The following is a 25,669-nucleotide window of genomic DNA, read 5'->3' as shown; positions in this document are numbered from 1 at the left end:
GGTACCGTGGATATTAACCGCCTCTTCATTTGAAGGGGCGGATTTTTTTATTTTCCGGGCCGACAAATGAAAGCTTGTTTTTAAAGATTGGATGAAAGTCTAGTTTTGACAAGGGGAAACTCATAGACAAAAATCGCGACAGTAGAGTGGTACCGTGGATATTCGTCCGCCTCTTCTTTTTAGGAGAGGTGGGCTTTTTTTATAGGAAAAATCTAGGAGGATGAAGAAAATGTTTAGTCAGCTGAAGAAGAAAAATCAAGTGGGATGGCAGTTGAAGGGTTTAAATTTGATGGTTATTTTGGCCATTTTGATCAGTCTTGTTGTACCAGCCAAAAGTGTTTCCGCATCGTCTTGGACGGGTCCTGAAGCAGCGGCTGAGGTTGAAGGTGAAGATACATTACTATCGGAGATTCAAGAACGTGGTGTGCTTAGAATGGGGACTGCTTCTGGTTACTCACCTTATGAGTTTACCGTTTTAAGAGACGGTCAAAACGAAGTCGTCGGGATTGATGTTTTCCTAGGAGAATATATTGCAGACCAATTAGGGGTTGAACTGGAAGTTGTTGATATGGAGTTTGGGTCGTTGATCGCTTCGCTTGAAACGGGAGGTATCGACATGATCATCGCTGGTATGGGGGCAACTGAAGAACGTGACCAATCCATAGACTTCTCAAATGCTTATGAATTATCTGGTCAATCCATCGTTATCCGTGAAGGCGAAGAAGATGAAATTGTAGATTATACCTCATTTGAAAATGGCGCGCATACCATTGCGGTATCTGAAGCGACATTACAAGAGGGTTATGTGAGAGACTTCTTTGAAAATCCGGACTTGTTAATCATGCGTAAATCAGGGGATGCCATTGCGGCCTTAATTTCTGGCCAAGCAGATGGGGTGTTACTAGATGACGCGGTTGCCGGTGCCAATGCAGCTGAAAATGAAGGGTTAACCGTTATTGACTCTAACTTAGACGGCATGGTTGAAGATCAAGGGAAATCAATTGGTATCCCGGAAAACCAACCATCCTTACAAACAGCTATCAACGATATTCTAGAAGATGTGAATGACCAAGGCTTAATCGAAACTTGGACAGAAGCCTCATTTGATATTATCGCTGGTGAAAACGCGGGAACAGGTTGGACAACCTACTGGCCATATTTTTGGGACGGGATTAAAACAACCTTGATTATTGCAGGGGTATCCATCTTCTTCGGTATGATCTTGGGGATTTTCTTAGCCCTTATGCGTTTGACTAATAACCCAGTTTTAAAATTCTTAGCGACAGCTTATATCGAGTTTGTACGTGGGACACCATTAATGATCCAAGTCTTGTTTATGTTCCTTGGTGTAGGGTCGATCTTTGGCTGGTCTACAATGACTGCCGGTTTGGTGTCTGTATCCATGAACTCGGGTGCATATATCGCGGAGATTATCCGTGGGGGTATTCAATCCGTTGATAAGGGGCAAGCTGAGGCTGCGCGTTCACTAGGGCTTGGCTACTGGCAAACCATGCGGAAAGTCATTTTTCCGCAATCATTAAGATCGATTTGGCCGTCACTGGGGAATGAATTTATCACCTTGATCAAGGAATCTTCTATTGTATCGACCATTGGGGTGGCAGAATTAACCTTCCAAACACGTGCGGTAACAAGTATTACTTACCAAGCAGTGGTCCCATTATTTATTTCAATGATCATCTACTTCATCATGACTTATGCTTTGTCGCAAGTCTTGAATGTATATGAAAGAAAGATGAACCAAAAATACGCTTAACGATTTTAATTGGAAAATTTTAGATAGAAATTTAGGAGGCATTATTCATGGCAAAAACAAATAAAGAAATTAAAAAGGTTTTACTAGCATACTCTGGTGGTTTAGATACTTCAGTGATTATTCCTTGGTTAAAGGAAAACTATAACGACTGTGAAGTTATCGGAATGACTGGTAACGTTGGTCAAGAAGAAGACTTTGAATTCTTGAAAGAAAAAGCGGTAGCCTGCGGGGCGACGAAATTATATGTAGAAGACTTGCGTGAGGAATTCATTACGGATTACATTTTCCCAGCGATCCAAGCAGGGGCTAAATACGAGTCAACTTATTTATTAGGGACTGCCTACGCGCGTCCATTAATAGCTAAACGTATGGTTGAAATTGCGCATTTAGAAGGCTGTGACGCTATTGTTCACGGTTGTACTGGGAAAGGAAACGACCAAGTGCGTTTCGAGTTAGGCATCCGTGAATTCGATCCAACAATGACGATCATCGCCCCATGGCGTGAATGGGATATCTTGTCTCGTGAGCAAGCCTTTGACTACGCAGAAGCGCATAACGTGCCACTACCAATTACACGTGAAACCAACTACTCTAAAGACGAAAACATATTCCACTTGTCACATGAAGGGTTAGACTTAGAAGACCCAACCAACAAACCAAACTACGAAGAAATCTTGGAATTAGGGGTATCACCACAATCTGCACCTGACCAAGAAGTTGAAGTTACGGTGACCTTTGAATCAGGTATACCCATTGCTGTAAACGGGGAAAAATTAGCACCAATCGCTTTACTAGAAAAATTAAATGAAATTGGTGGCGCCAATGGGATCGGTATCTTAGATGTCGTTGAAAACCGTTTAGTAGGGATGAAATCACGTGGGGTATATGAAACACCAGGTGGCACTATTCTTTACCACGCTCACGAGAAATTAGAGCAAATCGCTTTAGACCGTGACACACAACACTACAAACAAAGCGTAGCCTTGAAATACGCTGACCTAGTTTACAACGGTTTATGGTTCAGCCCATTACGTAAAGCACTACAAGTATTTGTAGACGAAACACAAAAAACTGTGACCGGGTCAGTGACAATGATTCTGTATAAAGGGAATATCATCGACGCAGGTATGACAAGTCCTTACTCATTATATTCAGATGAATTAGCAACCTTTGGTGAAGATGATATCTACAACCAAAATGATGCAGAAGGCTTCATCAAACTATTTGGTTTACCACAATCAGCACGTACAATGGCTGAGCAAATTTGGGCCAAAGGTGAAACAACAGAACCAGGTGCCTTTTCGGATGTTGCAAGAAATAATGAATGGTTAAGATAACTAAGTACGTGACAAGTCTAATTTGGCGAGCCCGATATCCGCTAAGTGCGAAACGGTCCGTAGCTTAAAATGCATATATTCTTCCGAATTGAGGGGCTGTACTTTTGGTGCAGTCCTTTTTCCTGTATATAGATAAAAATGAGCATCCAAAGAAATGGTAGTCTGAACAGGATTTTGCTGCGGAATTCATGTTCACATTCTGGCTTTTTATGTGGAGGGAGCTCGTGTACTTTTGCGCAAAATAAGTGAGTTGTTAAATAAGATAAAGATTATAAAACACAAAGATTGTACTCTTTGAGCAAATAGTCCATTTTATACAACTTACATTTTGTAAGTAAAATCCTTGATATAGTGGGGATATTCATATCACAAGGGTAACAAATCTTCATTTCGCAATAAAAAACTTGTTATACGAAGCACTAACTTTTGATATTTCGAATTCGAGGTGTTATGATATATCTTGTAAGATAAAAAAATTAAGAACATTTGAAAAGGAGATTTTTAACATGACAAAATTTGGTGTAGTAGTAGGTTCTATCCGTCAAAACTCTTTGTCTGAAGGTGTAGCGAAAGCTATCGTTGCTGGTTTACCAGAAGGTTCAGAAGTTAACTTTTTAGAAATCGCAAACTTACCTTTATATAACCAAGACTTAGACGCTAACTCTCCAGCAGAATACGAAGAGTTCCGTGCACAAGTTGCAGCTCAAGATGCGATCATCTTTGTAACACCTGAACACAACCGTAATATCCCAGCTGCATTGAAAAATGCTTTAGACGTCGCTTCTCGACCTTGGGGTCAAAACGTATGGGCTGGTAAACCTGCTTTAGTAGCATCTCAATCTATCTCTGGTATTGCTGGTACTTTAGCTCATCACTCATTACGTCAATCATTAGTATTCTTAGACTTACAAACTATGGCTCAACCAGAACTTTACATCAACACATCTGAAACTTCTGACATGGAGACTGGTGAAGTAACTAACGAAGACTCTAAACAATTCTTAGCAAGCGTTGGTGCGCAATTCGCTGAATACGCAGCTAAATTTATTTAAAGTCGCCCCTTGAGAAAACCGTGTAATTCATTACATGGATGAATCAAGTTCTAGGGCGACCGTCATTGTATTCCGTTAATTGATTTTCTATATACTTTTTGACCGTTTCTTTAGACATACTGCCTACTGTTGACATGAAATAACTAGGTGTCCATAAATGGCCACCCCATAACATTGCTTTTGTTTCTGGATATGCTTTGAACCATAGACGGGCAGATTTCCCTTTAAGTGTTTTGACGATACTACTTGCGGCATGTTTAGGGTTGAACGAAATCAACATATGGATATGGTCAGGCATTACTTGGAGCGATTGGATGACAATATCGTGTTCATCACAAATATGCGTCAATATATCTTGCATGGCGTTTTGTTTTTCAATGGTTGTAAATATTTCTTTACGATACTTTGTTACCCAAACCAAATGGAAATTAAAATCATAGACATTTGTCCTTGTTTTCACTATCATATGTAAACACCTCTTTAACTACATTATAGCAATTGTTATCGATATAAACAACATTCATACGTATGGTATAATATATCTATAAACGCAAGGGGGTGAAAACATGTATCAAGGAATTGAGTGTAAAATCTATCCTAATGAAAAACAGCGTCAGTTAATTCATATGACCTTTGGTCATACCCGATTCATCTGGAACGAAATGTTGGCCATGTTGAATGCGCGGTACGAAAATAATCCTGACCTTCAAATGCTATCTTATAATGCGTTGTCCTCTCTTATTCCACAAATGAAGAAGGAATATCCCTGGTTGCGTGAAGTTGATAGCGTAGCTGTTCAATGTAGTGTTAAACAATTATCCGAAACTTTTGTTCGTTTTTTTAAAGGTTATTCAAGATACCCAAAATTCAAATCAAAGAAGAACACCAGACAGTCGTATTTAAGTACCATACGTGGCAACAACATTCGTTTTAATGATAATCAGCGGTATATCAAATTACCCAAATTAGGTTGGATAAAATGTAAGTCAAGTGTGCTTCATATTGAGAATGAACGCATAAAATCTGTCACCGTAAAATATACACCTAGTGGCGACTACTATATCTCCCTTTTGGTCACAAGCGATAATCAAGCAATGCCCAAAACAGGAAATGTAGTCGGTGTCGATTTAGGTGTAAGTGATTTAGCTATTACGTCTGATGGTCAAAAATATCAAAGTCAGCGACTACATTTGTCTTATAAGAAGCAATTACATTATTGGGAAAAGCGAATGGCCCGTAGACGTTTACAAGCCAAAAAGAACGGTGTGGATTTAGTGGATGCGAAAAACTACCAGCAAGCCAAACGCCAAGTGGCCCGTATTCATCAACGTATCAAAAACATCCGCAAGGATTACATGCATAAAATCACAACCGATATGGTTAAAAGTTATGACGTTATCGTTCTAGAGGATTTAAAGACGACTAGTATGATGAAAAATCATCAATTAGCCCGTTCAATCGCTGGCCAATCCTGGCGGATGTTTAGAACAATCCTAGAGGCAAAGTGCGAAATGTACGATAAGACATTTGTGGCTATTAATCCGTACAAGACGTCCCAAAAATGTTCCAATTGCGGGTATGATAGCGGTAAAAAAGCGTTAAATATACGTCATTGGACTTGTATGAAGTGTAATATGCATCACGATAGAGATATCAACGCAGCTAAAAATATATTAAATATTGGCCTGGAACAGGCCTTAGTTAAATAGCTTAGACCGCTGTTTTGCTTTGAAATAAGTGGAACAAGTCATGAGCGTTCCTAGAAACACGCCATTTTAATGGCGTTGTAGTTCATTGGCTAATTTATTTAAATAGATAAATGAAAGGGGATCTGGCATATATGTCAGATTCTTTTTTATATTACTTTATGCTAATATTTTCTCCTAAGAGTGATTGACAAATACATGGTCATGTCAATATAATGTAGTGGACGTGGTATAACCACATACTATTTTAATAAAAATTCAATGAAACAAAGAGTAAATTATCGACTGGTGTAGCGAGAGGTGTTGGTGTGAGGCCTTACAGAATAGATAATTGAACCGCATTGTTGAGAAAAATGACTGAACGATAGATAGTAGGTCATTTCGCTAATGACGTTACCATTTCAAGTGAGGGGCAGTATAAACTACCCCTAAAATTAGAGTGGTACCGTGGATCTCCGCCTCTGTTATAGAGGGGGAGATTTTTTATTGCCAAAAATAGTAAAGTTGTATGGAAATATATTAAGAAAAATATCTTAGAGGAGGAAAATGATGAAATATATGAAACAAATTATCTTGGTTTGTATGACACTTGTCCTAGCCATGGTTGGGTTGAGTCAAAGTCCCGTTTTGGCAACTGAAGAGGGTCAATCAGCGGCATCTACCATCGATGCCAGTGAAGCAACAGCACCTGGAGAGGACACTTTATACCAAGACATCAAAGACCGAGGGGTATTGCGGGTTGGGACTAACTCAACGTATGCACCTTTTGAATTCTCTATTTTGAAAGATGGCAAAAATCAAGTTGTTGGACTAGATATCTTCTTAGCACAAAAAATCGCAGATGACTTAGGCGTAGACCTTGAAGTTGTTGATATGGAGTTTTCGAATTTATTAACATCATTGGATACTGGTCAAATTGATATTGTATTAGCAGGAATGACTTCCACTGAAGAGCGCGCTAAATCAGTAGATTTTTCTGATATCTACCAAGTTTCTGGTCAATCATTTGTTATTCAAGAAAGCAAAGTGAGTGAAATTACAGATGATAGCTACTTTTCAAATGGTGGAAAAATTTCTATTGGTGAAGGGACCACACAACAGTTATTAGTTGGAGAATATTACCCTAATTCAGAAGTACAAGTAATGCGTACGACGACTGATTCCATTTCAGCTTTAGATTCGGGGTTAGTTGACGGGGTATTATTAGATGAGGACGTAGCCGGAGCGTATGCGGCGGAAAATCCTAGTTTAACAGTTATTGAAGCGAATTTACCAATCCAAGATCCTGGTAAGGCAGCAGCAATGCCAAAAGACCAACCTACATTACAAGCAGCAGTCAACAAATCCATTGCGGACGCTCAGGAACAAGGTTTAATTGACCAATGGTTGGAGGAATCCTACCAAATTATTGAGGACAATCGTCAATCGACTTGGGCAGCTTATGCGCCTTATTTCGTGAATGGTTTAAAAACAACTTTAGTCATTTCAGCGACAGCTATTTTCTTTGGTTTAATTATTGGTGCAGCGCTAGCGTTAATGCGTTTATCGGAAAATAAATTAGTCGATTTGATAGCTCAAGCTTACATCGAAGTAGTTCGTGGGACACCACTAATGATTCAAGTATTATTTGTTTACCTCGGTTTTGCTGGTATGTTTGGTTGGTCAACCATGACATCAGGTTTGGTTGCGGTATCTCTAAACTCAGGTGCTTATATTGCAGAAATTATCCGTGGAGGTATCAGTTCTGTAGATAAAGGGCAGGCTGAAGCTGCTCGCTCACTTGGTTTAGGCTACTGGACGACGATGCGGAAGGTTATCTTCCCACAATCATTAAGATCTATCTGGCCATCACTAGGGAATGAGTTCGTATCCTTAATTAAAGAATCATCTATCGTATCTACAATCGGTGTAGCGGAATTAACCTTCCAAACCCGTAATGTATCAACGATTACCTTTAATGGTATCATTCCACTAATCATCTCAATGGCTATCTACTTTATGTTAACCTTCACCCTAACAAAATTATTAAATGTTTATGAACGGCGAATGAATGAAAAATATGCTCAATAATTATACGAACTGGCGTCGCAACACTTAGTTGCGATGCTTTTTTAATTCTGATTGGTATTATTTCAGCTTTATGGCAATCTCAGTTATCATTAAGTTACATATAAAGCTTCTAATCGGCAAAAAGTAATATACGGTAAAATGTAGAGAAATTGTTTAACTTAATCTACTCATTTACGTAGACGCTTAACCCCTGTGAAGTTGAGCGCGCCAGGGTAGACAAGTATCCCCTTTAGAATAGTTTGCATCACACTTTGTGTAATACGGCACTATTATGCCATTGCCTCCTGTCTAAACGCCCTGTCTCGCATCCTTTTTAGTCGGGTTCGTGTCTCCAGAAAGGACTGCGTTTCAGATTAGATTGTACCTGACTTCGTCAGTCACTGCTCTAATCTTCCAACGTTCCCTTTCTGAGCGTCGACACTCACACCCTATGTTTACGCTGTTACAAATTGATTACACATGTATGACTAATATAAAAATTATATGATAAAGTGCAACAGTTGGCTTTTTTTGTCCAATTGCATGATAATCTTAAGGCTAAGAAACTCAGGAAAAGAGAAAAGGGAGGGAGAAAAAGTGCGCAAGCGTTTTTTTAAAGATAATCGACAAATTGCCTATGTTCTATCGGGTGTAGTGATATGCTTGACAGCCTTTTTCATCATTCGTGCGTTTATAAATACGAATCGCACGTCTGCAGAAGAAAAAACAGAAGCAGTGGCATCAGCAGTAAATGCACTTTATTTTGATAACTCCTATACCTTTCTAAAAGCAGACATCCAACAAGATGAGATTTCTACCTTAACTAAAGAAGTAAACAGTTTAAGAGACAGTGCTGATAAAGATATCATCGTTGACCGAATTCATTCTGTACAGCAACGGTTTGATTTACAAAGCCAGTTAAATGATTTATTTGATAAAGATAAACTTGGTAATAACGAATTAGTCATCAATGGGGCGACGATTATAGAATACGTTCTTGTAGATGATGAGGTAACCGTTGATAAACTGGATTTACTTCGTGATAACTATGCTAGTCAACTAAACCTTGAAGATGATGGGTTCTATAGCACAGCCGTAACGTTGATTGACGAAGCCGAATATCAAGTTGATATAATTGAAGAATATAAAAGTGATTTACTAGCAATTGAAAAAGATAGTGCGCTTACTTACATTAGTTTGGTGGACAAACTTACAAAGATCATTGAACGGGTCAATGAAATTGAAAATCCTTATCTACAAGATAAATTGTTAGAGATGATTGCTACAAGTGATGAGGAAGCGACACAAAATATCTTTAACCGCTTGATAGAAGAAGCTGAAGCAACCAACAAATCAGATGAAGCATTAGCTCAAATTCGTAAGGAAGGGCAAGCTGCCATTAAAGACTCAAAAAGTCGCATTGCTGATTTAGAAGCTAAACGAGAAGAAATTTTGGCTTCAAATGGCGCATCAGCTACCATAACACTGCGTCAAATTGCAGATCGGCCATCATTTGGTGTGAATACTAATGTAGCTTCTGGTGTATTAGCATCCAAACAATTTGAACAAAGTACTTCACGGTCATCAAGTCGGGGCAATGCATCAAGTTCATCAAGTCGTGGTAGTGTATCTAGCTCATCGAGGGTCGTTGCATCAAGTTCAGATACTAACTCTTCTATCTCATCAAGTGATGTTGAATCAACTCCTTCTAGTGATTCGTCAACTGATGACAGTTCAAGTGAAGAAATCTCTTCTTCAGCAAGTTCATCATCGAGTGGTGTATCAAGTGCATCTAGTTCAAGTTCTAGTGTTGCAAGCTCAAGTGATTCAAGTAGCTCGTCAACTAGTAGTTCGAGTGATAGTGCATCAACATCCACTTCAAGCGATTCTTCATCATCGAGTGTATCCGAATCATCAAGTGATGACTCAGATATTGAAGATGGTACTGCAAGTGACTCAAGTCAGATGGATGAATCATCATCTTCCTCAAGCAATGGTTCAGTTATAGAGGATAGTGCGACATCATCTAGCTCACAAGAGCAATCAGCGGTTGAATCAGATACAACAGAACGACCTCGGTCATCTGTTGCAAGTGATTCAGTTACTGAATCTAGTCCAATTCCATACGGATCACCAGAGTAATCAAAATGGTTTCAAGCAGTTAGGGTAAAAGCTAGCTGCTTTTTCTTATTTTCTACTACAATTTAAAGGATTTTTAACTAGAATAGGATTAAATTGCAGTTGGGTTATGGTAGAATATTAGGGATTATAGGTGCTTACTTATAGTATATATATAATGAAATGGGTGAAAAAATGCAAAAAAACGGAGAATGGACGAACTGGTACCGCGTGGTTATCGTGGCAACAGAAGCGTTAATCTTGTTCCTTTCTTATCTTGTTTCATTCTTTTTGCGGTATGGTCGATATGTACCTTTGAAAAACTATGAAGCTTTCCAAGGGGCAATTGGTTGGATATTAATTATCTTTGTATTTATCAATATTTTATTTGGGGTTTATATCCTATATGATAAAACCAAAGGCGACCTCTTCTTCATCACCATCATCAGTCAAGGAATCTTAGCAGTAGTTGCTATGGTCTTAAGTTTTGCTGGTAGATGGTTAGCCTTTCCGCGTTCAGTCGTCTTGATCGACTTTGTGGTAAGTGTTGTGATGCTCTACACTTTTAGAGCCTTAGTCTTCGATATTTACCGACGCTATGCGTCTACGAAACGGGTAATGATCGTTGGATCTGAAGAAGCTGTTTTTCCGGCAATATATAATTTCAAGAATTCGAAAAGTACTCGTCATATCGTAACACATGTGGTATTAGAAGATTACTACCGCAATGTGAAGAGTCGTTTAGATGAGTATGATATTGTATATCTTGCATCGCAAATTGATGAAAGCGAAAAATTGAAAATTTATGACTTGTTGATGCGGGCCAATAAAAAACTGTTCTTAAATTCTAAATTTGAAAACCTGGTCATGGTAAATCCAAATATTATGAATTTTGAAGATGAATCTATTATTGAAACCTCAGACTTTGCGATTCCAGCAGACCAAGCCTTAATCAAACGTGGTTTAGATATCATGATAGCCTTAGTTGGTTTAATCTTAACGTCACCAATCATGTTGATTACAGCGATTATTATTAAATTAACCTCCAAAGGGCCAGTCTTCTACCGCCAAGTACGTATTACTAAAGGTGGCGAAGAGTTTGATATCTTGAAATTCCGTTCGATGACAACGGACGCTGAAGTGAAATCTGGCCCAATGATTGCAACGAAAAATGACGCACGTGTCACAACAGTTGGTAAATATATCCGTGCCTTGCGTATCGATGAATTACCACAGTTGTTGAATGTGCTAAGCGGAGATATGTCCATGATTGGACCACGTCCAGAGCGACCATTCTTCGTGAACCAATTCCAAGAAGAAAACCCGCACTACTACTTACGTCACAACGTACAAGCAGGAATAACGGGTTACGCACAAGTCTACGGTAAATATGCCACTGACTTTAACTCTAAATTGAACTTTGACTTGATCTACATCAAGCAATACTCAATGTTCTTGGACTTCAAGATCTTATTGCAAACTATTAAAATTCTCTTCGACAAAGTATCCTCATCAGGAATTGACGAAGACGAAAAACCAACAGTCACAAGAGAAGAAGCAGAAGAAATGAACATCGACGTCATAGGATAGGATGTGAGACAGGGCGTTTAGACAGGAGACGATGGAAGATTAGTGCCGTGACACACAAGGTGTGTCGCCAACTAATCTGAAGCGGACACCTGTCTGCCCTGGCGAGCTCAACTACATGGTGTGAGAGTCGACGTCAAGAAAGGAACGTTGGAAGATTAAGGCAGTAGATAGCGAAGTCAGCTACAACTTAATCTGAAACGCAGTTCTTTCTGGAGACTCGAACCCGACTAAACAGGGTGTGAGCTTTGGCGATCAGGCAGGTAACACTGGAAGGAATATGCCGTAGCAAGTTTACTTGCAGCAAATATTCCTGAAGTGGAGACCGGACTGCCAAAGCGAACCCAACTAAATAGGATGTGAGACCGCTGATGTCTAAACAGATGAGTTGTTTGTTCAAATTTTTATAAATGAAAAGTCATTTAAGCGTTAGCGACAGTCATGTGTACTGGTAGCTAACGCTTTTTTGCTTACTAAAACAAGGATATAAGCGTCTAGAGGTGACAACTAGCTGAGGAATAGTGGTATAATAAGGAAAGTCAAATCGCAATTCTTGGAGGGAATAAGAATATGAAGACAACGACCAACGATAGCCTGGCGCTTCACACAGATTTATATGAAATCAATATGATGAAGACTTATTGGGACGCTGGAAAAGCTGACCAACAAGCGGTTTTTGAAGTGTACTTCCGTAAAAATCCGTTTGAAAGTGGCTACGCCATTTTCGCAGGCCTAGAACGTGTCATTCAATATATACAAAACTTAAAATTTACCGACGACGATATCGCCTACTTACGGGAAACACAAGACTATCCCGAAGATTTCTTAGACTATTTGAAAAACTACCACTTCGATGCAACAATTCGTTCAATGGAAGAAGGGGAAATTGCCTTTTCGAACGAACCATTGATGCAAATTAAGGGGTCACTAGCTGACTGTACTTTGATCGAAACGGCTGTTTTAAATATCATCAACTATCAAACCCTAATTGCAACCAAAGCTTCACGCGTTCGTAACGTAGCTGGCGACGACGCACTAGCTGAATTCGGTGCCCGTCGTGCCCAAGAAATGGATGCAGCAATTTGGGGTTCGCGCGCTGCTTACATCGGTGGATTTGATTCAACCTCAAACGTACGCGCAGGTAAATTATTCAACATTCCAATTTCAGGAACCCATGCGCATGCTATGGTACAAGCTTACCAAAGTGACTATGAGGCCTTTAAAGCTTATGCAAATGCCCATGAAAAATGTACATTCTTAGTAGATACTTATGATACCCTTCGTTCAGGAGTGCCAAATGCGATTAAAGTGGCCAATGAGATGGAAGATAAATCTCGTTTTGTCGGCGTTCGTATCGACTCTGGCGATATTTCTTACTTATCATCAAGTATCCGCAAGATGTTGGATGAAGCGGGCTATCCTGATGCAATCATTTCTGCCTCAAACGATTTAGATGAAAAAACAATCTTAAACTTGAAAATGCAAGGCGCTAAAATTGACGCTTGGGGTGTAGGTACTCAGCTGATTACTGCCTTTGACCAGCCAGCTTTAGGCGCTGTTTACAAATTATGTGCTATCGAAGATGAAAATGGTGATATGGTTCCTACAATGAAAATTTCGTCATCTCCAGAGAAAATTACTACACCAGGTGAGAAACAAATTTGGCGTATTACCAGCAAGAAAGATGGTAAATCTGAAGGGGACTATATTACAACCATGAATGAAAATCCTAATGACGCTGAGTCTATCTTCATGTTCCATCCAATTTATACTTATATCAATAAAACAGTTCGTCGTTTCAACGCTCGTCCATTATTAAAAACCATCATCGACAAGGGTGAATTGGTTTACGATCTGCCAACGCTTGAAACCGTTCGTGATTTTTCACGCGAGCACTTGGATGCCTTATGGTCAGAATACCGCCGTATGTTGAATCCAGAGCCATATCCAGTGGACTTATCGCAAGAACTGTATGATTTAAAGATGAATTCAATCGCTGAAATTCGTGAACGTATCAATGAAGAGTTTAAAGAATCCGAGTTAAACGGTGACAACGAAGACTAAGTTGATGAATAAAGCAATAAAAGGGGAGAATACCATGCGTTCATTACAAGAAGAAATTATAAATGCCTTAAAAGTAGCACCTAGTATTAATCCAGAAGCAGAAATCAGACGTACCATCGATTTCATCAAGGCATACTTTCACAAGTATCCATTTCTAAAAAGCTTAGTATTAGGCATTTCTGGTGGGCAAGATTCAACCCTAGCCGGTAAATTATGCCAAATGGCCATAACTGAAATACGCGAAGAAACTGGTGACGACAAGTATCAATTCATCGCAGTCCGTCTTCCTTACGGCAACCAAGCCGATGAAGCTGATGCTATGGACGCTATAGATTTCATGGCTGCGGACCAAACTGTACGCGTCAACATCAAACCAGCTGTTGATGTCACCGTTGAAGAATTGGAAAAGGGTGGCCTTACCATTTCTGACTTCAATAAAGGAAATATCAAAGCACGCCAACGAATGTTGGTACAATATGCGATCGCAGGTGAAAATGCAGGTGTCGTGGTAGGGACAGACCATGCTGCTGAATCAGTGACAGGCTTCTACACCAAGTTCGGTGATGGCGCAGCAGATATCCTACCTATCTGGCGGTTAAATAAACATCAAGGACGTGCTATCCTTGAATATTTAGATGCCCCAGAACATTTATACGTTAAGGTGCCAACGGCTGACTTAGAAGAAGACCGTCCTGGCTTAGCCGATGAAGTAGCCCTAGGTGTTACTTACCAAGACATAGATGACTACTTAGAAGGTAAAGAAGTATCCGAAGAAGCAGCTGAAAAAATCGAAAACTGGTACCTAAAAACCCAACACAAACGTGAATTACCAATCACCGTTTATGATGAATGGTGGAAATAGGATGCGAGAGCCGACGCTAAGAAAGGGCTTAACTTCAAAGTAAATGTAATATTCTATGGGGTAGCCTTCGGCTTTCACTTTTACCTATCATTACCTTAGGTGCAGTGGGACCGGAATTAGCCAAGGTCTAATTCCTTGCCTGACGATTCAGAGAGTAGGGCATAAATGCCAACTCTCTGATATGGGTCAGTCATCCTTTTTCACTGCAAAGGTATGCTAGGTAAGTTCCAGCCTTCGGGCCTGTTTAATTAAGTTTGGGAATTACATGAGTATTAAATTAATTGCTGAGAAATAGCATTTTTAATTTATATGTGTATCTTATAGAGTCAGATTTATTTGGCTCTATTTTTCTGCATATAATAATAGGAAAGTTTATTACATAAATAAAAATGCTATCATATAAGATTATATTCTATCTTTAATGTTTTATTTGATATACTAAAATAGTATAACTTACGCTGTATTACAGCGTGATTTTCAAGTATGGAGGAAGACTACAAATGGCGAATGAAACTGCACAAAAGCTTTATCAAGCATTATGGAACTCAGCTGATATTTTAAGATCAAAAATGGATGCAAATGAATATAAATCATATTTGTTAGGACTAATTTTTTATAAATACTTATCAGATAGAATGCTAGTTTACTCTACAGAATTACTAGAACATGAATCAAATGATTTGGATGAAGCCCAAAAGATTTATGCAGAAGCCTATCAAGATGAAGATATGCAAGAAGATTTAAAAGGTGCATTAAAATATGATATGGCTTACGAAATTAAACCAGAGCTAACTTTTTCTGCTTTAGTTGATGAAATTGATGAACATACTTTTCAACGCGAACACTTACAGCAAGGTTTACGGGATATTGAGCAATCAGATAAAATTTTTGAAGACTTATTTGAAGATATTGATTTGAATTCAAAAAAACTAGGTGCAATACCGCAAAAACAAAATGAAACAATAGCTGCTGTGATGAAAGCATTAGCTGATTTAAACTTGAATGAGTACAATGGTGATGTTTTAGGTGATGCTTATGAATATCTTATCGGCCAATTTGCAGAAGATTCTGGCAAGAAAGCTGGGGAGTTTTACACACCTCAACCTGTGGCATCATTAATGACCAGAATAGTCATGGCAGGCCAAGAGAACCAAAAAGGGTTTACTGTATATGACCCTACCATGGGTTCTGGCTCATTATTATTAAATGCATCTAAATATTCTAATGAACCTAAGACTATTCGGTATTTTGGTCAGGAATTAAACACTTCAACATTTAACTTAGCACGTATGAACATGTTCTTGCATGAGGTGGCGCCAGAGAATCAGCTATTGCGAAATGGGGATACCCTAGATGAAGACTGGCCGCAAGATGAACCAACAAACTTTGATGGTGTTCTAATGAATCCACCCTATTCTGCTAAATGGTCTGCGGTAAAAGGTTTTTTAGACGACCCAAGATTTTCACCGTATGGAGTATTACCTCCGAAGTCTAAAGCAGACTTTGCTTTCTTATTACATGGCTATTACCATTTAAAAAATGATGGTGTAATGGCAATCGTATTGCCACATGGAGTCTTGTTCAGAGGCGCTGCTGAGGGGAAGATTCGAAAAGCATTACTAGAAAATGGTGCTATTGATACAGTAATTGGGTTACCATCCAACATTTTCTTTAATACAAGTATTCCAACTACCGTCATTATTTTGAAGAAAAATCGTGAAACACGTGATGTATTATTCATTGACGCTTCCCAGGAGTTCACTAAAGCTAAAAATAAAAATCTATTGGAAGAAAAGCATATAGATAAAATTTATGAGACATATTTGAAGCGTGAAGAAGTTGAAAAATATGCTTATGTTGCGACCTATGATGAGATTGTAGAAAACGATTTTAATTTAAATATTCCTCGATATGTGGATACTTTTGAAGAGCCTGAGCCGATTGATGTAGTAGCTTTAAAAGATGAAATCAAACAAACAGATCAAGAAATTTCATTAGTATCTAAAGAGCTATTATCAATGGTTGATGAGTTACAGGTTACAGAAGATACAAAAGACATTATTTATGCCTTGAAAGAGGTGTTGAAATAATGACTAAAGAGAATGAAAAAAGAGTTCCGAAACTGCGATTTAAAGGCTTTACTGACGATTGGGAACAGCGTAAGTTAAATGAAGTATCTATAAAAATTACAGAAAAAAATAAAGATAATATGTTTGTAGAAACTTTTACCAATTCTGCTGAATTTGGAATAATCAATCAACGAGATTATTTTGATAAAGATATTTCTAATGAGAAAAATTTAAATACATATTATATTGTTAGAAATGATGATTTTGTCTATAATCCTAGGATTTCTAATTTTGCCCCAGTAGGGCCAATAAATAGAAATAAATTGAATAAAACTGGTGTAATGTCACCGTTATACTACGTTTTTAGAACCCATGATATTAATAAAGCTTATCTTGAAAATTACTTTAATAGTAGTAAATGGCACAAATTCATGAAACTTAACGGGGATTCGGGAGCTAGATCTGACCGTTTTGCTATAAAAGATTCTGTATTTAATACCATGCCAATACCGTATCCTAATCTGCTTGAGCAAGACGAAATTGGAAAGTTTATAAATTATGTAGAGAACGTTATCGCTCTTCATCAGCGTAAGTTAGAGCAATTAGAGAAGCTTAAACAGGCGCTATTACAGCAAATGTTTCCTCAAAATGACGAAACTGTACCTAAATTAAGGTTTGCTAACTTCAATGATGAATGGGAGCAACATAAGTTGGGTGAATTAGGTAAAACAAAATCTGGAACTGGGTTTCCCGATGATGAACAAGGTGGGGAAAAAGGGATTCCATTTTTTAAAGTTTCTGATATGAATAATATTGGAAATGAACATGAATTGAAAAATTCAAATAATTATGTTGATGAAGAACAACTAAAAAAAAGAAATTGGAAACCTATAATGAATGTTCCAGCTATTATCTTTGCAAAAGTTGGTGCAGCAATTATGCTGAACAGAAAACGAATTGTTAGAATTCCATTTTTACTTGATAACAATACTATGGCGTATATATTTGATGATTCTTGGAATTCAGATTTTGGTAAAGTATTATTTGAAACTATTTATCTACCTAGGTATGCACAGGTAGGAGCCTTACCTTCATATAATGGGTCCGATATTAACAGCATAAAAATTTTTGTTCCCAATAAAAACGAACAAGAAAAAATTGGTGTATTCTTCAAAGCTCTGGACAACCTTATTACTATTCATCAACAAAAATTGAATTATTATAAATTGTTTAAACAAACCCTATTACAATTAATGTTTGTATAAGAGAATAAATAACCTCCATAATATTTAGGACGATAGGTCGTCACTATATTATGGAGGTTTTATAATGAAAACAAATAGAAATAAGATACTATTATCCGAGTACTTTCTTGAATGGATTGAGCTCTACAAAGTTGGTGCTATTCGTCCAATAACGTTAAGTAAATATTATAATAGTCAAAAACATTTAGAACAACTTGCACCCAATTTAAAAATTGCTGATTTAAGTAGAAAATCGTATCAATCCTTACTTAATGATTTCGCATTAACTCATGAAAAGCAAACAACAATGGATTTTCATCATCAAATTAAAAGTTCTATTATGGATGCAATGGAGGAAGGTTTACTCGCAATAAATCCAACTAGAAAAATAGTTATAAAAGGTATAAAACCACGTAATAAAAGGCCAAAATATCTTAATCAATTTGAAGTTCAAGCTTTAATTAGGCAGATGGATTTATCAGGAGACATTAATTGGGATTGGTTTATTTTACTAATTATCAAAACTGGTCTTCGTTTTTCTGAAGCCCTCGCTTTAACCCCAAAAGATTTTGATTTTACTACTCAAAAACTAACTGTAAATAAAACATGGGATTATAAGTCGCCTAAAGGATCATTTCAAGAAACTAAAAATACTTCTTCTAAAAGAAAACTTCAATTAGATTGGCAAACTGCTATGCAATTTTCACAGTTAACTAGAAACATGGATGACGAAACTTTAATTTTTGTAAAGAAACGAGTATACAATTCAACTGTTAATAATAGACTTCAAACCTTATGTCAAGGTGCTAATATAACTAAAATTTCTATTCATGGCTTACGACATACACATGCATCTTTGCTATTATTTGCAGGAGTATCAATAGCTACTGTAGCAAGAAGATTAGGACATTCTAGCATGTCAACAACCCAAGAAACATACTTACATATTATTCATGAACTTGAAAATCAGGATAACGATAAGATCATGAGGCACTTATCTTCATTAGTATAATTAATACAATGGCTGTAACCTATCTAATGAATTTTTAGAGGTTACAGCTATTTTTAGATGAACAGATTTTGTAATAATGATTGTTTAATTAACTTCAAATGCTCTAACTTTTTCTGATGAAGTGTGATGAGATTGTCGAGATTTTTAAAAAGGGCTCCAATTTGCCTTTGCTCTTGTTTATATATTGGGAATTGAAAGCTTCTTTCCTCTATTAATCCTTTAGTAACATGAACCATGGTAGTTCCATTAGTCATTTGTTTAATTCGCTCTTTGTCAGTTTCCAACCAAGTATATAGATACTGCTTATCTATATTTTCATCAAGCATTTCTACCTTCCAAATATGATAATGATAGATTACACGCTCTCGCTCCCAAATTTCTGGACCAAAGCTAGTTGCCCACAAATATAGTAAGTCTCCTTTGTTTGCGTATTTATCATCTTCTAATTCTAAATTGGAATAATACCAACTAGTATTCGTATTAAAATTCCCTACACGCAACACTCTATATTTCCCTTTATCTAATAATTCCGCCTGTCTATAAGCACGTCCATTTATAAATCTCACTGAATCCCCCAACTTATGCTGCTCCCATTCATCATCAAAGTTAGCAAACCTTAATTTTGGGACAGTTTCATCCTTTTGAGAAAACATCTGTTGTAATAACGCCTGTTTGAGCTTCTCTAATTGCTCTAACTTACGCTGATGAAGAGTGATAATAATATCAAGTTGGGAGAATAGGTTACCAATTTTAACTTGTTCTTGTATAACCGGGAACATCGCCCTAATATCCTTGAATTTTTTCAGTGATAAAACATGTTGTCCAGTACCTTCAGCAGCAATTGCAATTTGATGTCCAACACCAAAATTTATACGCCGTAAGAAAAAATCGGAATCAGCATTAATAACTCGAAAAACAGGATAAAAATAACTAATAATACCTTTGTCTATCGAGTCGTTGCGGTTAAATACAAAAACACCATTGTCACTGCGACTACGATATGTAAAATACCCTTTTGGTAAGACAAAATATCCAATATTTTTACTAGTCGTCACTTGGCGATTGGAAAAATAATCCTCTTGAAGAACTATTCCCACTTGTTGCGATGAGGTTAAAACTGGGTATTGATTTTGACTTGTGGTCTTTTCTACATACTCCTCGATGAAATTTCCAAACTTACGCTGTTCCCAATCGTGAATGGTCTTTTTGATATATAAATATGTTATATTATCAGTAATGATAAACCAGTGTAGGAGTGAGGGTATGGGACTTTCTGAGTTAGAGATGGAAGAACGATTAATTGACCAATTGATCAATGGAGAATCACAATGGAGCTATAGAAAAGACATCAGGACTGAGACACAGTTATGGGGAAATTTTAAAAATATTTTGTTTATGAATAATAAAAAATATTTAGTTGATAATCCTTTAACAGATTTAGAATTCGAACAAATCAAATCTCAGTTAAATTTCTCTTCACCTTATCAAGCAGCAGTTTGGTTAAGAGGAGAAAACGGTATAGCTAAGGTTGATGTGCAGAGGGAAGATGCAGCATTAGGTATGGTTCAGTTAGAAGTATTTAGAAGTGATAACATTTCAGGAGGAACTTCTGTTTATGAAGTAATTAATCAATTCCGTGTGGACCGAGAAGCTGAAATGGATCGTGATCGTCGTTTTGACGTTACATTATTAATTAATGGATTGCCGATGATTCAAATTGAATTAAAGAAAAAGACTGTCGGCTATATGGCTGCTTTTGAACAAATAAGAAAATACTCTGAAGAAGGTAAATATAGAGGTATATTTTCAACGATTCAAATGTTTATTGTTTCTAACGGAGTAGATACGAAGTATATTGCAGCTGCTGATGCACAGCACTTAAATAGAGAATTCCTTACTTCTTGGGTTGATAAAGATAATAAGCGTGTGAATGGATATTTAGAGTTTGCTAAAGAGGTCTTATCAATACCGCAAGCTCATAAAATGGTAACTGAGTTTTTAGTATTAGATAGAGATAAAAAAGCAATTATCATTTTGCGACCTTATCAAATTCATGCGATACAAGCAGTTGAGGGTGCAGTAGCTAAAAGACAATCTGGTTATGTATGGCATACTACGGGATCAGGTAAGACCTTAACGTCATATAAAGTAGCTCGTAATTTGTTAAGAAAAGGGTCTTCTTTAAATAAAACAATTTTTATCGTTGACCGAAAAGATTTAGACCAACAAACTGGTACATCATTTCAATCATATGCTGAGAATGACGTCGTATCAGTTGATCAAACGGATAGTGTCAGAGATTTAGTAACAAAATTACTTTCTAGTGAGCGCAATCTCATCGTAACGACTATTCAAAAGTTAAACCATGTTATGAAAAGATATGCTAATAAAGAAGATAATCGGAACGCAAGGTTACTTCGTAACTTAACCGTTGGATTTGTAGTAGATGAATGTCACCGAGCTGTATCACCAGAAAAACAGCAAGAAATCATTAAATTCTTCCCTAAATCGCTTTGGTACGGATTTACTGGAACACCGATATTTGCTGAAAATGCAAGAGACGAAAAGGGTAACCTAGCTCGAACAACTGAGGAGCAATATGGGCCTAGGTTGCATGAATATACTGTAAAAGAAGCTATCCATGATAATGCTGTTTTAGGATTTCAAGTGGAGTATATCGATACAGTTGATAGAGACTCTATGATTGATTACGTGAACCAACAAGGAATTGAAGAAGCAGGTTTAAGTGATCAAGAAATAGAGAAATATTTACCCAAAGAAGCCTACGAGAGTGATGAGCATAAACTTCATGTTATTGATAAAATCATCAATAATTCAAGGCATAAATTTAAATTAAATAGAGGTCCTGGTAAGACATATAGCGCTATATTAACGACTAAATCAATACCGGATGCACAACGCTACTACGAACTGTTTCAACAAGTTATCCGAGGAGAAAGTTCAGTTAAAATTTCGGAAAAAACTAAGCGACACGTTGCTGATTTTCCTAAAGTAACGGTTACATACTCACTGCAAGAAACTGAAGAAACATCATTTGAGCGCCAGGAACAGTTCAAAAAAGTGATGCAAGATTATAATGAAATGTTCAATACCAAATTTGATTTAGGACAAATAGGTACATTTAATCATGATGTCAATAATCGTCTAGCTCGAAAAAGAGATATCTATCAATCTCGTAGCGAACAGATTGATATTGTGATTGTCGTAGATAGATTGTTAACAGGATTTGATTCACCATCTACAGCCTTATTATTAATAGATCGCCCCCCAATGACACCTCAAGGGATTATACAAGCATTCTCTAGAACGAATCGTATTTATGATAGAGACAAGAGGTATGGTCAAGTTTTAATATTTGAATATCCAAATAGATTCCAATCAGCGGTGGAAGAGGCCTTTTTCTTGTATTCAAATGGTGGAGAAAATGAAATTCAAGCACCAGATTGGCATGAAAGCTATGAACGATTTATTGAGGCATTTCATAAATTAAATGAAGTAGCACCAAACCCTGACAGTGTTGATATGAATGATGATGTAGATAAATTAAAACTATTTGTGAATGCCTATCAGCAATTTGATAAAACCTACGGCGCAATTCAAGTCTATATGGAATATAATGAAGAGGAGTTTTCACAAAAATTTGGTTTGAATCCTGATAAAGTTGAAGATTACCATGGGAAATATGAGAATGCATTAGAGATTATTCGAGAAAGTATCGATGATGATCCGGATACAGTGGTTATTGATTTTGATTATCAATTGTCTGAAGTTGGAAAGCAACAAATTGATTATGAATATTTAATGCTCTTAATGCAATCCATTGTAAATGAACCTACAGCTAAAAATACGGATAAACGTTTAAAAGATGTAGAAGTATATCTTGCTAAATTCAAAGAAAGTAATCCTAAACTAGGACAACTAATAGACGAAGTTTGGCGGGAAGCACTATTTATGGGGATGAGTGCCACAGATGAGTTTAGCGTTTCTAAAAAGATTAGAGAAAGGGTTCAAGCCCGTAAAGACAAAATAGAAACAGATATTGCCTTAGACTATTATTTTAATAAAGAAGATTTTAGATATTTAGTGGATTCCTATATACCTGAAAAAGAAGGTAGACAAATTGGTGAACAAAACCTAAGAGATAATATGGATATTGATAAGTTTTTAGATCAATATCGGGATAAGGGATTCAGTCGATTAAATTATTGGAAAAAAATAAAAAATCAATATCAAGAAATTATTGAAGAACAAATTTTACCATTAAACCAATTAGATAAATAATGATTGCGTTAAATAAATAATAAAATTATAATCTCAACGAATTGGGGGTGCTTACTTCGGTGCACACTTAGGAGAGTCGGATGCTTCTGGCTCTCTTTTTTTGCTTCTATTTCTAAAACGGTGTTAGACCTGCAAATCTATTAATTTTATAGATAATACTATTTGAATTCTGTAGCTCATCTTGAAAACTTATAAGTGAATCGGGATAATATTTTACAGAAAGAGGAGAGTTTTATGCTAATCGCTTTTTTCGTAGGATTAGTCATCTTAGCATTATATTTATTTTTAGCTTTTAAAATAATGCAGGAGGAAAGAATTCAAAATATTCTTTATTATAAAATGCCAGAGTGGCTTAAACTATTGATTATAGGCATCCTTTTAGTATGTAGTTATCTCTTTGTGTTGGATATACTGAACCTTGAAAGTAATGGATTTATGGGACTGATAGTTGTGACAATAGGTATGTTTTTAGGGTTGATGTTTAGAAAACCTAAAAACCAATAAAATTCTATCTAACTCAAAACAGCCTTTGTGAATTTATCGTTCACAAAGGCTGTTTTTCTATATTTTTGATACTAATTGTATTTGTTGTTTACGTTCTGCGATAACTGCATCCATATCATTCGGATGCTTTAGATTTACTACTTTGATTGCATAGACGGCAGATACGATTGCATGTCCGCGCATATGGCCTGTAGCGATTGCTTGGGCAAATATCCGCCCCGCAAACTTACCAGTTTCAGAAACTGCTTCTTTCGCTAAGGTGTTAGCTAAAAATCCTGCCTGTCTTAATTCATAAGCAGAAGCTTGGCCATCAATCCGTTTTAAAAGCACTGACTTTGCAGTTGTAATAATCGCAGTTTTTTTCTTGGGATTATGGATATCAATATCTTGAATAAATCTTTCCGCATTCTAAATGGCCCACTTGGCTAAGTCTGCTTGGGATAGCTGTGCTAAAGCTTCTTCCAATTGTGTGCGTTTTGCTAAGTCATCCACAATTTTTACCTTATAAGGAGATGGGATTTTCTCCAGTCCATCTGCTTTTAATTGACGCTCATGGTCGTTCCAAGCATATTCTGTTAATTTCATACTGCATCTCATTGAAAGAAAGTTTAGTCACAGATCCATTGACCATCTGCGAAATTACAAGCCATCCCAGTACCACCAAGGGTTTGTAGTTTTGGTATGAGTGGTTGACCTTCTTCTTCAGCGATTTGTTTTAGTTGGTTTTCAATGTCTTCAGTTGGTTGTGCGCCAGAAATTAAATATTTTTGGTTGATCACTAAAGCTGGTGCCTCTTGGATGCCATAAGCTTGACTGACTGCGAAATCTTGTAAAACAGCTTCTTCTGTTTCAGCTTTTTTATATTGTGCTATCCATTGGTCAATATCAATGTCAGTAGTTGCTATAGCTGCCTTTAAAATTTCAAATTCTTCAATATTTTTATTTTCAATGAATAGTGCATTTTGGATAGCATCAAAAGCATCCCAGTAAGCATCTTGCCCGCCTATAATACCAGCTGCTTTTGCTGCTTTTAAACCATTTTTTGAAGTTGGAAAGTTGAAGTCCGTTTCACGCATTCCCTCTATATTAAAGCGGTGGTCATCATCATTTTGATTAGCTTGTTCCCAGTGCGTTAACAATTCAGGTTTAACGGCTTCACGTGAGCCAAACATTTGGATAAAGTGATCTGGTTCCCAACCTAAAGCGAAAGGTCGGTGGACCACGTCGATGTTATTATATTTACTAGTGATGTTCCGCATGCGATTAGACATGGGGAAACAAAATGAGCAAATCACATCGTGGAAAAATTCAATTTGCATAGTGTTCTCCTTTTTATTTAAAGTCACCCCTTGAAAAAACCGTGTAATTCATTACATGGATGAATCAAGTTCTAGGGCGACCGTCATTGTATTCCGTTAATTGATTTTCTATATACTTTTTAACGGTTTCTTTAGACATACTGCCTACTGTTGACATGAAATAACTAGGTGTCCATAAATGGCCACCCCATAACATTGCTTTTGTTTCTGGATATGCTTTGAACCATAGACGCGCAGATTTCCCTTTAAGTGTTTTGACGATACTACTTGCGGCATGTTTAGGGTTGAACGAAATCAACATATGGATATGGTCAGGCATAACTTGGAGCGATTGGATGACAATATCGTGTTCATCACAAATATGCGTCAATATATCTTGCATGGCGTTTTGTTTTTCAATGGTTGTAAATATTTCTTTACGATACTTTGTTACCCAAACCAAATGGAAATTAAAATCATAGACATTTGTCCTTGTTTTCACTATCATATGTAAACACCTCTTTAACTACATTATAGCAATTGTTATCGCTATAAACAACAGTCATACGTATGGTATAATATATCTATAAACGCAAGGGGGTGAAAACATGTATCAAGGAATTGAGTGTAAAATCTATCCTAACGAAAAACAGCGTCAGTTAATTCATATGACCTTTGGTCATACCCGATT

At 37.0% G+C, this 25,669-nt stretch carries 19 protein-coding genes, 1 pseudogene and 2 other annotated features (1 of these 22 cut by a window edge); of the genes and pseudogenes, 15 read left to right on the top strand and 5 right to left on the bottom strand.

The window, feature by feature from the left end; translation table 11 throughout:
* Positions 1-28 (top strand) — a binding site (T-box leader) (it extends 198 nt beyond the left edge of the window).
* A 192-nt stretch (positions 29-220) separates the two neighbouring features.
* The 3 genes from ACUW85_RS02105 to ACUW85_RS02095 all read left to right on the top strand — a co-directional run bounded on the left by ACUW85_RS02105 (position 221) and on the right by ACUW85_RS02095 (position 4,163).
* Positions 221-1,774, top strand: coding sequence for an ABC transporter substrate-binding protein/permease (locus ACUW85_RS02105; RefSeq protein ID WP_259345365.1), 1,554 nt, complete (start codon positions 221-223; stop codon positions 1,772-1,774).
* A 47-nt stretch (positions 1,775-1,821) separates the two neighbouring features.
* On the top strand, positions 1,822-3,111 hold the full coding sequence (locus ACUW85_RS02100) for an argininosuccinate synthase (protein ID WP_149255908.1): 1,290 nt from the start codon (positions 1,822-1,824) through the stop codon (positions 3,109-3,111).
* 506 nt (positions 3,112-3,617) lie between these two features.
* The gene (locus tag ACUW85_RS02095) at positions 3,618-4,163 is read left to right on the top strand and encodes an NADPH-dependent FMN reductase (RefSeq protein WP_182023223.1); all 546 of its coding nucleotides are present in this window, start codon (positions 3,618-3,620) and stop codon (positions 4,161-4,163) included.
* Between the two features lie 43 nt (positions 4,164-4,206).
* Here the strand turns inward: ACUW85_RS02095 and tnpA (ACUW85_RS02090) are convergent, their stop codons facing one another.
* The gene (tnpA, locus tag ACUW85_RS02090; RefSeq protein WP_111857575.1) at positions 4,207-4,629 is read right to left on the bottom strand and encodes an IS200/IS605 family transposase; all 423 of its coding nucleotides are present in this window, start codon (positions 4,627-4,629) and stop codon (positions 4,207-4,209) included.
* A gap of 100 nt (positions 4,630-4,729) precedes the next feature.
* Here tnpA (ACUW85_RS02090) and ACUW85_RS02085 point away from each other — a divergent pair, with 100 nt between their 5' ends.
* From ACUW85_RS02085 to ACUW85_RS02045, 9 genes are all read left to right on the top strand, one after another.
* Positions 4,730-5,872 (top strand): RNA-guided endonuclease TnpB family protein, encoded by a 1,143-nt coding sequence (locus tag ACUW85_RS02085; protein WP_453974317.1) that lies wholly within the window; start codon positions 4,730-4,732, stop codon positions 5,870-5,872.
* Between the two features lie 249 nt (positions 5,873-6,121).
* Positions 6,122-6,335 (top strand) — a binding site (T-box leader).
* An 80-nt stretch (positions 6,336-6,415) separates the two neighbouring features.
* Positions 6,416-7,939: an ABC transporter substrate-binding protein/permease gene (locus ACUW85_RS02080; RefSeq protein ID WP_225968954.1), complete on the top strand. Its 1,524-nt coding sequence runs from the start codon at positions 6,416-6,418 to the stop codon at positions 7,937-7,939.
* 576 nt (positions 7,940-8,515) lie between these two features.
* A complete protein-coding gene (locus tag ACUW85_RS02075; RefSeq protein WP_149255953.1) occupies positions 8,516-10,060 on the top strand; it encodes a hypothetical protein in 1,545 nt (514 codons plus the stop codon).
* A 171-nt stretch (positions 10,061-10,231) separates the two neighbouring features.
* Positions 10,232-11,626, top strand: coding sequence for a sugar transferase (locus ACUW85_RS02070; RefSeq protein WP_182023662.1), 1,395 nt, complete (start codon positions 10,232-10,234; stop codon positions 11,624-11,626).
* 567 nt (positions 11,627-12,193) lie between these two features.
* Positions 12,194-13,687, top strand: a complete 1,494-nt coding sequence (locus ACUW85_RS02065) for a nicotinate phosphoribosyltransferase (RefSeq protein ID WP_149255955.1) — start codon at positions 12,194-12,196, stop codon at positions 13,685-13,687.
* 34 nt (positions 13,688-13,721) lie between these two features.
* Positions 13,722-14,549, top strand: a complete 828-nt coding sequence (gene nadE / locus ACUW85_RS02060; RefSeq protein WP_182023660.1) for an ammonia-dependent NAD(+) synthetase — start codon at positions 13,722-13,724, stop codon at positions 14,547-14,549.
* 500 nt (positions 14,550-15,049) lie between these two features.
* Complete coding sequence (locus ACUW85_RS02055) at positions 15,050-16,639, top strand: type I restriction-modification system subunit M (protein WP_149315410.1); 1,590 nt, start codon at positions 15,050-15,052, stop codon at positions 16,637-16,639.
* Positions 16,639-17,883: a restriction endonuclease subunit S gene (locus ACUW85_RS02050; RefSeq protein WP_453977962.1), complete on the top strand. Its 1,245-nt coding sequence runs from the start codon at positions 16,639-16,641 to the stop codon at positions 17,881-17,883. Before ACUW85_RS02055 ends, ACUW85_RS02050 begins: the two co-directional genes overlap by 1 nt.
* Before the next feature lie 64 nt (positions 17,884-17,947).
* Positions 17,948-18,874, top strand: a complete 927-nt coding sequence (locus ACUW85_RS02045; RefSeq protein ID WP_149315412.1) for a site-specific integrase — start codon at positions 17,948-17,950, stop codon at positions 18,872-18,874.
* Positions 18,875-18,927: 53 nt separating this feature from the next.
* Here the strand turns inward: ACUW85_RS02045 and ACUW85_RS02040 are convergent, their stop codons facing one another.
* Complete coding sequence (locus ACUW85_RS02040; RefSeq protein WP_453977961.1) at positions 18,928-20,190, bottom strand: restriction endonuclease subunit S; 1,263 nt, start codon at positions 20,188-20,190, stop codon at positions 18,928-18,930.
* On the opposite strand from ACUW85_RS02040, the gene ACUW85_RS02035 reads away from it, so the two are divergent.
* Together ACUW85_RS02035 and ACUW85_RS02030 are read left to right on the top strand one after the other, a co-directional pair.
* Positions 20,159-23,176 (top strand): type I restriction endonuclease subunit R, EcoR124 family, encoded by a 3,018-nt coding sequence (locus ACUW85_RS02035; RefSeq protein ID WP_396027406.1) that lies wholly within the window; start codon positions 20,159-20,161, stop codon positions 23,174-23,176. The two genes, ACUW85_RS02040 and ACUW85_RS02035, sit on opposite strands and share 32 nt — an antisense overlap.
* Before the next feature lie 234 nt (positions 23,177-23,410).
* Positions 23,411-23,680, top strand: a complete 270-nt coding sequence (locus ACUW85_RS02030; protein ID WP_149315414.1) for a hypothetical protein — start codon at positions 23,411-23,413, stop codon at positions 23,678-23,680.
* A 57-nt stretch (positions 23,681-23,737) separates the two neighbouring features.
* Here ACUW85_RS02030 and ACUW85_RS02025 read toward each other — a convergent pair.
* The 3 genes and pseudogenes from ACUW85_RS02025 to tnpA (ACUW85_RS02015) form a co-directional block, all read right to left on the bottom strand.
* Positions 23,738-24,265, bottom strand: a pseudogene (locus ACUW85_RS02025) (putative immunity protein).
* 23 nt (positions 24,266-24,288) lie between these two features.
* On the bottom strand, positions 24,289-24,999 hold the full coding sequence (locus ACUW85_RS02020) for a DsbA family oxidoreductase (protein ID WP_182023656.1): 711 nt from the start codon (positions 24,997-24,999) through the stop codon (positions 24,289-24,291).
* Between the two features lie 64 nt (positions 25,000-25,063).
* Positions 25,064-25,486, bottom strand: coding sequence for an IS200/IS605 family transposase (gene tnpA / locus ACUW85_RS02015; protein WP_111857575.1), 423 nt, complete (start codon positions 25,484-25,486; stop codon positions 25,064-25,066).
* 100 nt (positions 25,487-25,586) lie between these two features.
* Between tnpA (ACUW85_RS02015) and ACUW85_RS02010 the strand changes: the two genes are divergently transcribed.
* The coding region (locus ACUW85_RS02010) for a helix-turn-helix domain-containing protein (RefSeq protein WP_420086566.1) at positions 25,587-25,669 on the top strand (83 nt) is incomplete at its 3' end.

The sequence above is a fragment of the Aerococcus sp. 150760013-2 genome (assembly GCF_053627715.1).
Note: the sequence above shows the minus strand (reverse complement) of the source record. Positions and strands in the feature narration are given on the sequence as shown.